The following is an 8,714-nucleotide window of genomic DNA, read 5'->3' on the forward strand; positions in this document are numbered from 1 at the left end:
TTTTGAGAGAATCGTGCTTCAAAACCTTGCGTCTTCATCGGCCCGCGTCCTGTAGGGGCGAAGCATTCGGATAAAAAATCTACGGTTTCACCGATAGGTTATTGCCCGAATGCTTCGCCCGTACTTTTTCAGCAAACCCTAATTAGGGCTTGCTGAATAAATCTAAAAACCTTGTTAGATTAAGGCTTTTTCAGGGGGAAAATTCACACCCCACACCCCACACCCTGCCCCCACCAACAAACTTTTTCAGCAAACCCCAATTATTACCCCGGATTCTGTGCGATCAAAATAATTGTTTGCATTAGTCCGACTAGAAGACCGAGAATCCCACCGAGATTAACAATTCCCTGTAATTCCTGTTTAACAATGCCTTGAATAGCATTTTCCAGATCGGCCGGGGAAGTGGCATTTACCCGATCGCGGATCACCTGATCGATGTTGAGAATTGGGATAATTTGGGCGACTAATTTCTCTAAATCTTCCTCTAAATAACGCTCTAAAATTAACGCTAACTCTTGACTAATTACCCCTAATGATGTAGTCATTGACACCGAGGATTGCAGACGATTAATAATTAAATTAGCGATTTGATCCCAGTCGATCGTTTGGCCAAAATCTTGCAGAAATTGTTCGCCACTTTCTTGAATATAAATTCGCACCGTATCCCTAGTGGTTTTACGCAATTGTCTGACGGTGGAGATAGGTAAATTTTGCAAAGAGATACTTTGTAACCAGTTTTTCAGACGATTACGCATCTCTAAAGATAGTAATAATTCTTTGATTCTGGTATTAGCTAAATCCTTTTCATCAAGGCAAAAAGTGCGTAAGCGGGCCAGGGCATTGCGTAAACCGAATAAATTGGCTACTACCCAATAGGTTCCACTGGTTTTTTCCCGAAATCCTTCATCGATAACTTGAATATTGCGATCGGTTAAAAAATCGATTAAAGCTAGACGGATAACATCAGCAGGTAAGACAGTTTCTAATAGCCAATCGGAGAATTGTCGCGCCTGTTGTTCACTGAGAGAAAATTCCAAGACTAGGCGATCAAAAATTTGATTGATCTGTTTTTCTAAAAAGTCCTGCCGTCGGGCTAAAACTTTTAGTAATCTCGCTAAAGATTCCCCGAATAAATCGTGAAGAATCGCCGCCAAAATCTCGGCTGTTTTTGCTTGCCGATCGCCTTTGATTTGTTTTAAAGCTAATTGTAGCAGCCAGAGTATCGCCCCCTGTACCCTTTCGGTGTCCAGGAGTCGTTTAGCCAGTTTTTGTAGTTCCTCGGGAGTTAACAGGGAACCCATGATCGTATCCGATACCCGGACAGCTAATCGATCTTGATTGCGAGGAATTAACCCCGGAGTGAAGGGAAGAGGACGCTTACCGATATAAATCGCCTTGTAGGGACGAAATAGCATTTTTATGGCTACATCGTTCGTAAAATAGCCAATAATTGCCCCCGCAATCGGCGGTAAGATCCATGTCCAAAGAGTAGCGAGATTCAATTTAGCAGCAAAAAATAAACGGAAATGTGAGTGAGTTATTTCTTTAAGACTAACACTCCCATCAGTCCTGCTAGGAGTGGATAGTGAACGGCACTGGAAAATCCCGACCGATAGCCTAATTTTACCTGTTCTGGGCCCCGGGGAAAGCGATCGATACTGGGACTAATATAAGCGTACTGGTCAGTTAAGCCGTAGCGCTCGGCGGCGGCAACAACGATATGATCGAGATACCAGTTTTGGAATAGTTTGGCCATGGTTTGGGTGGGTTGATGGAAGTCAAGAATCGCCGCTTTAGCTCCCTGTTTCAGCACCCGGTATAATTCCCCCAGACATTGGGTAATATCCACCACATTGCGTAATCCATAGCCAATAGTGGCACAATCAAAGCTAGAATCGGCCAAGGGTAAATTGAGGGCATCCCCTTCCATCCAGTTAATATTGGCGGCGCTAAAACGTTGACGGGCGATTTTTAATTGTTGTGGGGAAAAATCTAGTCCGATCACTTGGCCGGTTTTACCCACTTGTTTTGATAATAGGTTAGTCAGGTCGCCGCTACCACAACAGACATCGAGGGCAAAATCCCCTTTTTTGGGTTGACACCATTTGACTGTCATTAATTTCCAGACGCGGTGTAATCCTAAACTTAATTCTTGATTAAGTCGGTCATATTCGGGAGCGATCTGATCAAAAATTGCTTGTATTTCTGTGGAGTTAGGTGAGGATTGATTGGACATTTTTATAATAAACCTCTTGCATAATTAATTTTTGAGGGTTCAAAAACGTCAAAAATAAGGATTAAATCGCCTAAAATCTGTAAATAGACCATTTAATTGATTATTATTCATTCTTAATTCTCCTGACTACTGACTACTGGCTACTGACTCCTAACCCTAACAACAATTTTTGATTTTTACAAGAGGTCTAATATAGCACCAGAGAAAATCCCTGATGATCTCAAATCATTCTATCTTATCTGCGCTCACGGGGAACAGTGACTGAGGTTAGGCCTCGCCTTATCTATCTGAGAATCTCCTGGCTGCAGTTCGATCGAAAGTCCTTCCTGGGCGAGAATAGTTTCAGGGAAAATCTTTCTTGCCTCTTCCCCAATGCGATCGAGAAGATCGTCATCATGGGTGGGATCGTGATGAAATAGAACTAACTGCTTAACTTGGGCTGCTTGAGCGATTTTGACTGCCTGCTGCCAAGTAGAATGGCCCCAACCCACCTTGGGAGAATTAGTATCTGTGTATTCCTCATCGGTGTAGGTAGCATCAATAATCATCACATCCGCTTGCTGGACCAAAGCGACAATGTTATCATCAAGGCGATCGGGAAAATGTTCGGTATCGGTAATATATGCTGCCGATAAACCCCGCCAATTTACCCGATAACCCACCGCTTCCCCGGGATGATTTAAAGGACAGGTTTCGACGCTGAAATCCCCACAGTGGATGGTTTCGCCCATTTCTAGATCATAAAATTCTAAATCAGCCCGCATAACCCGCAAAGGCACGGGAAAATTAGGGTGTGACATCTGATCGTCTAATCTTTGCTTGATGGTTGCCCCGTTGGGGGAGGGAACCCCATAGATTTTAAAAGTATTGCCCCGGATAAAAGCGGGGATAAAAAAAGGAAAACCCTGAATATGATCCCAATGGGAGTGGCTGAAAAATAAATGGGCTTTCATTGGACTTTCTGCCATCAAAGACTGTCCTAGGGGGCGTAACCCCGTACCACCGTCAAAGATTAATCTTTCTCTACCGACCCGCATCTCCACACAGGAGGTATTACCACCATAACGAACGGTTTCCGAACCGGGACAGGGAATACTTCCCCGTACTCCCCAAAATTTGATCTGGAAGCGGTTGTCGGGCATATCAGCGGTTTCTCTACTTCTCCTAGGTCTGCTAATAGTTAGATTAGCACTCTCCGACAATTAAGGCTGTGAGTTGATGACAAACAGGATAATTTATGATAGGGGGAAAGGATTATAGTTTTTGGGAAAGCAAGGCATGGATTTACAGAAATTCTTAGAAAAACTGCCTCAACAGTATCAGGATTGGGGATCGCCTCTAATGTCGCCTATTTCCGACTAATTAACCCTTTTAAGCCCAAAAACCGCCTCCTATCCCGATCGCAATCTCTTTCCCCTGCTCAATCTCGCCGTTGCCTGTCTGCAACCAGACGAGGTTTACTGTCAGGTGGGTTGTTTTCGTCGCGGTAGTTTAGTCGCCGCTTTCTGGGATAATGGCGATCGCTACGGTTATGGCGTGGAAGCTTTTTTTAAATACGACTTGCTGAATAATGGTAAAACCCTTTGAAAATAAGGCTTTTGACCTGTTAAAATCTGATGTTAGTGCAAGAAAATAGGATTGGGACATTCAAAAACCTTGCATTATTCTCCTCATAGTACATAAACTGGTACAAAAAAAGAGGGCAACAAAGCCTGAAACGACCGACTCCTGACGACCGGCTCCTGACTCCTAACCCCACCAACAAACTTTTTCAGCAAACCCTACTTAGTGGTGCGTTACGACGGATTGTTACTTTCAAGTCAAAGCCGCAATTTTTGCCGTCTAACGCACCCTACGTTTTGCTACTACGTTTTGCTACTCTAAGCTGAAAAGGTCATTGACAGAGTAACATCTACTAACTGCCTTGCTTTGACTAGCGGGGAATATTGACCTCGACAATTGCCACTTTGCCGGGGTATCGGGGGAAGTACCCAGAATCTGAGCTACTTCCCCTATCTTGACTAATCTTTTGCCTTGACAAAACCTAGTTAAAAACCCCCACCCTAGCTAGGTTGGACGAGATTATTTAAGCCATAAACCACTTTAGCGGTGATAATCTTGTCCTTATCGGTAAGTTCTTCTAACACCTCTTTTCCCTCGACTAAATAGCCAAAAACCGAATAACGACCATCCATGAGATTAAACCCCGGAGGAGTTAATTCATTATCGAATTTAAAGAAAAAGAATTGCGAGGAACCTCCGTTAGGATTAGTATCCGGACGCGCTAGGGCCAATGCACCAAAAGCGTTAAAAGGTAAGGCGAGACTGGGTAAGTAAATCCCTAATTCTTCGAGAGTATTGCCATAAACTGGTTCTTCTTCCCCTTTAATCAAAATTTCTAAGGGAATAGAGCGATATTGCTTAGTTTTCGGGTCAATAAATCCCTCTTCGGCACCGACGGGATCCCCGGTTTGCACAACGAAATTATCTTCGCTGCGAATGAAGGGTAAACCGTCATAAAAACCCCGTTGGACTAAATCCACAAAGTTACCCCCATTAATCGGAGCGCTGTAACCATCCACAACGATGGTTAAATCTCCCTTGGTGGTCTGCATCTCTATGGTGGCACGTCCTCGCAATTGCGGCAAGTTAGCGTATTCCGGGGGAACGTTAAAGGGAAAACCCACCACCATTAATTCTTCTAAAGCGGTGATATGATTGAGCAATTCCCGTCTGGTTGACCAAACTGCCTCTTTATCCTTCGCTTCTACGGCCGTATCGAGGTCTGCCACTCCCGTTTTGAGTTTTTCGATTAATTCCTCCCCTTGGTTTTTACTTGCTTCGGGAACACTATCTAAGATAGCCTTGCTTTTGGTAGAAAGGGCATAATTGGCATCCTTGACATCTTTTTTAATCGGACTCCAACGTTTGGCCCGCAGATGTTTGGCAATATCTTCGATCGATTGTTGCACTTGACGAATTGGTTTATTATCTATGGGTAAGGCATTGCGTAAAATAGCGGTGGGATCCGTTACCGCATCACCCTGAGCAAGCACAGCCAAAGCAGGGGCAGTCCCCTTAACCGTGAACAGACTTAAGATTAAAAATAGTGCTAGGGCAATACTAGCAGCCCTTTTTAAGAAAAATTTGCCCGATTCCCGTAATCTTGTCGTTATTTTCATATTTTGGTCGGTTCCTCAATGGCCATACCTATCCAAAATACTTGTAGGCTTTTAGGGGAACCCTTGTCAATAGCTAAGAAAATCGATCGAAGCCATTATCAGTAATCAGTAATCAGTTATCAGTTATCAGTAATCAGTTATCAGTTATCAGTTATCAGTTATCAGTTGTCAGTTCACCCATTACTGTTTACTGAAAAAAGGCTCCCCATCTCCCCACTCCCCCACCTCCCCAATTCCCCACTTCCCCAATTCCCCAATTCCCCAATTCCCCACCTCCCCAATTCCCCACCTCCCCACTTCCCCAATTCCCCACCTCCCCACTTCCCCAATTCCCCACCTCCCCAATTCCCCACCTCCCCAATTCATAATTCATAATTTATAATTTATAATTCCCACTCCCTTTTTTTACCTTTTATGACCATAATTGTCGATTATCGCTTTCCGCCCGCTATTAATGCCGAAAAACAGGCAAAAACGATCGCTATCGGTCAAACCGCCGGCACTTGGAGCGAGCGCCACAGTCATCGTCAAGAGCAGCTGCAACAACACCTAGCGGAAGTGGTGGGGATCAGGGAGGAAGCCGACGGTTATAAGGTGGCTAGGGTGCGTTTTCCCCAGATAAACGTTGAAAATGACATCGCCAGTCTTTTAACCATGATTTTCGGCAAATATTCCATGGCTGGAGCCGGAAAAGTGGTGGGGGTGTATCTCCCCGAAAGCTACGGCACAAAAGCCAAGCTGGGAATCACAGGAATTAGGCAACGTTTGGGGGTTTATGATCGACCTCTAGTTATGGCAATTTTTAAACCCGCTTTAGGACTATCGGCGCAAGATCACGCCGATATCCTGCGAGAAGTGGCTTTTGCTGGCTTAGACGTGATTAAAGATGATGAAATCATGGCGGATCTTCCCGTGGCTCCCACCCACGAGCGCCTAGATTGTTGTCGCCGAGTTTTGGAGGAAGTGCGGCAGCAAACCGGTAGAAATGTTCTCTACGCGGTCAATGTCACTGGAAAAGCGGACGAATTGCAGAGAAAAGCCCGTTTATTGGTGAAACATGGGGCTAATGCCCTGTTATTAAACGTTCTTACCTACGGTTTTTCCGTTTTAGAAGCTTTAGCCAGTGATCCGGCGATCGATGTTCCTATTTTCGCCCATCCTGCCTTTGCCGGAGCGATGTGTGCCGGTAGCGATACGGGATTAGCCTATTCTGTGGTTTTGGGGACGATGATGGCCCACGCAGGAGCCGATGCGGTGCTATATCCCGCCGCTTACGGTAGTTTACCCTTCGATCCGCAGGAGGAAGGCAAAATTCGCGATATTTTGCGCGATAGAAACGTTTTTCCGGTTCCCTCGGCCGGTATTCGTCCAGGTATTGTTCCCCAGGTCCTTGGGGATTACGGACGTAATGTTATCCTCAATGCGGGAACCGGAATTATGGACCACCCATCGGGACCTGCCAGTGGTGTGAGGGCTTTTTTTGAAGCTTTAGCCAGAATAGAAGCGGGGGAGTCCTTTGATCCGGCCAATTTGCCCGAAGGAGCCTTAAAACAGGCAATTCTAGAGTGGGGTTAAGCTCAATTCTTTCAATGCACTATAAAAACATTTTGTCAAGCATTTTTAGAAAATTTAACAAATAACTTGCCGTTTTAGATAGGGTTGCAGCACTTCCGGCACTTTTACTGTCCCGTCTGGCTGTTGATAATTTTCTAGGACAGCGGCCATAGTACGACCGATCGCTAATCCCGAACCGTTGAGGGTGTGGACAAAATTAGTGCCTTTTTGTCCTTTTTCTTTAAAGCGAATATTTGCCCGTCGTGCTTGGAAGTCTCTAAAATTAGAACAACTGGAAATTTCCCGATAGGTATTAGCCGAAGGTAGCCACACTTCTAAGTCATAACATTTGGCTGCCGAAAAACCCAAGTCACCGCTACACAATTCAATCACCCGATAGGGCAACTGTAAAGCTTGCAGGATTGCCTCCGCATTAGCGACTAAACTTTCGTGTTCCCCAGCAGAAGCGTCAGGATGGACGATTTTGACCATTTCCACCTTATTAAATTGATGCAAACGGATCAAGCCCCTCGTATCTTTGCCATAGCTGCCCGCTTCTCGACGAAAACAAGGGGTATAGGCACAGTGTTTGATCGGTAATTGCTCCGATGAGAGGATTTCATCGCGATAGAGGTTAGTTACGGGTACTTCTGCCGTTGGTGCTAACCAAAGCTCATCATCTCGACATTTAAAGCTTTCTTCCGCAAATTTCGGCAGTTGTCCCGTCCCGCGCAGGGAGTCACTATTGATCAGAATTGGCGGTAAAACTTCTGTATAACCGGCGACAATATGGCGATCGAGCATAAAATTAATTAAAGCTCTTTCTAGGGCTGCCCCGAGGGCGATAAGATTAACAAAACGACTCTGGGCGATTTTTACTGCCCTTTCAAAGTCTAAAATGCCCAATTTTTCCCCAATTTCCCAGTGAGGCCAAATATTCGGGTTGGTGGGTTTATATTCCTCTCCCCAGCGTTTGACTTCGACATTTTCCCGTTCATCCTTACCGATAGGAGTGGTTTCACTGGGTAAATTGGGTAAATCTAAGATTTTTTGGTCAATGGCCGCTTTAATCTCTTTTTCCTGCGGTTCTAATTGAGCTAGTTTACTTTTAATCTCGTTTCCTTCTGTTTTCATTGCCAAAATTTCGGGACTGTTGACATCGCTGCCACTTTTCACTTTTTGTCCCACCAGTTTACCGATTTCGTTACCCCGGGCCTGTAAACTGCTGCGTTCTAACTCTAAAGCCTTCTGTTGTTGATTTAACTGGAGAATAGGGGCAATATCATAACTACCTCCCCGACTATCTAAGCGTTTCTGTACTTCCTCTGGATTTTCTCTAATTTGCTTTAGGTCTAACATGGTACGAGTCAGTAAAAAATAAAAAGTAAGTGGGAGAGTCGGGGAATTGGCAGCCTGAGAAGAAATGTTCTCAACCCCTAACCAATGGTCAATAATAACTCAAAACTTAACTAAAATATCGGTTAAAAGCCGCCGGTAAAATTAGCGGCAGCGGAAACTGGGGTATTGTAAAGTTTAAATACAAATATGGTCATATATAGTCATTCATGGTAATATGTACAGACAAAACTATCGGACTAGGCAAAAAAACAGGAATAAGTTATCGAACGGCTTGGAGGTGGTGGAAACAAGGGAATTTAACAGGTTATCAATTGCCTTCTGGTACAATTATCATAACGGATGACAACCATTCAAAACCCGACTTGATAGCCTGCATTTATGCA

Annotated in this window: 7 protein-coding genes; 1 reads left to right on the plus strand and 6 read right to left on the minus strand. The window is 44.6% G+C overall.

What is annotated here, in order from left to right; genetic code table 11:
• Window positions 1–263 precede the first annotated feature (263 nt).
• The 5 genes from ACE1AQ_RS17885 to ACE1AQ_RS17905 all read right to left on the minus strand — a co-directional run bounded on the left by ACE1AQ_RS17885 (window position 264) and on the right by ACE1AQ_RS17905 (window position 5,791).
• Window positions 264–1,502 carry a DUF445 domain-containing protein gene (locus ACE1AQ_RS17885; protein WP_106908181.1) on the minus strand — a complete coding sequence of 413 codons (1,239 nt, stop codon included), beginning with the start codon at window positions 1,500–1,502 and terminating at the stop codon, window positions 264–266.
• 35 nt (window positions 1,503–1,537) lie between these two features.
• Window positions 1,538–2,236 (minus strand): bifunctional demethylmenaquinone methyltransferase/2-methoxy-6-polyprenyl-1,4-benzoquinol methylase UbiE, encoded by a 699-nt coding sequence (gene ubiE, locus ACE1AQ_RS17890; protein ID WP_110544518.1) that lies wholly within the window; start codon window positions 2,234–2,236, stop codon window positions 1,538–1,540.
• Between the two features lie 245 nt (window positions 2,237–2,481).
• The gene (locus ACE1AQ_RS17895; protein WP_008201251.1) at window positions 2,482–3,378 is read right to left on the minus strand and encodes an MBL fold metallo-hydrolase; all 897 of its coding nucleotides are present in this window, start codon (window positions 3,376–3,378) and stop codon (window positions 2,482–2,484) included.
• A 921-nt stretch (window positions 3,379–4,299) separates the two neighbouring features.
• Window positions 4,300–5,418: a peptidylprolyl isomerase gene (locus ACE1AQ_RS17900; RefSeq protein WP_106908281.1), complete on the minus strand. Its 1,119-nt coding sequence runs from the start codon at window positions 5,416–5,418 to the stop codon at window positions 4,300–4,302.
• Between the two features lie 187 nt (window positions 5,419–5,605).
• Window positions 5,606–5,791 carry a hypothetical protein gene (locus ACE1AQ_RS17905; protein WP_374808927.1) on the minus strand — a complete coding sequence of 62 codons (186 nt, stop codon included), beginning with the start codon at window positions 5,789–5,791 and terminating at the stop codon, window positions 5,606–5,608.
• 41 nt (window positions 5,792–5,832) lie between these two features.
• Between ACE1AQ_RS17905 and ACE1AQ_RS17910 the strand changes: the two genes are divergently transcribed.
• Window positions 5,833–6,993, plus strand: coding sequence for a 2,3-diketo-5-methylthiopentyl-1-phosphate enolase (locus ACE1AQ_RS17910; protein WP_008200686.1), 1,161 nt, complete (start codon window positions 5,833–5,835; stop codon window positions 6,991–6,993).
• Window positions 6,994–7,047: 54 nt separating this feature from the next.
• On the opposite strand, the gene serS is transcribed toward ACE1AQ_RS17910, so the two are convergent.
• On the minus strand, window positions 7,048–8,331 hold the full coding sequence (serS, locus tag ACE1AQ_RS17915; RefSeq protein WP_374808929.1) for a serine--tRNA ligase: 1,284 nt from the start codon (window positions 8,329–8,331) through the stop codon (window positions 7,048–7,050).
• Window positions 8,332–8,714 lie beyond the last annotated feature (383 nt).

It is taken from the genome of Microcystis sp. BLCC-F209 (assembly GCF_041928595.1).
Taxonomy (GTDB): domain Bacteria; phylum Cyanobacteriota; class Cyanobacteriia; order Cyanobacteriales; family Microcystaceae; genus Microcystis.

Bases quoted from the DNA above. Each gene is read 5' to 3' on its own strand.
- ubiE (WP_110544518.1), bottom strand. From the start codon at position 2,236: ATGTCCAATCAATCCTCACCTAACTCCACAGAAATACAAGCAATTTTT.
- ACE1AQ_RS17895 (WP_008201251.1), bottom strand. From the start codon at position 3,378: ATGCCCGACAACCGCTTCCAGATCAAATTTTGGGGAGTACGGGGAAGT.
- ACE1AQ_RS17900 (WP_106908281.1), bottom strand. From the start codon at position 5,418: ATGAAAATAACGACAAGATTACGGGAATCGGGCAAATTTTTCTTAAAA.
- ACE1AQ_RS17905 (WP_374808927.1), bottom strand. From the start codon at position 5,791: ATGAATTATGAATTGGGGAGGTGGGGAATTGGGGAGGTGGGGAATTGG.
- ACE1AQ_RS17910 (WP_008200686.1), top strand. From the start codon at position 5,833: ATGACCATAATTGTCGATTATCGCTTTCCGCCCGCTATTAATGCCGAA.
- serS (WP_374808929.1), bottom strand. From the start codon at position 8,331: ATGTTAGACCTAAAGCAAATTAGAGAAAATCCAGAGGAAGTACAGAAA.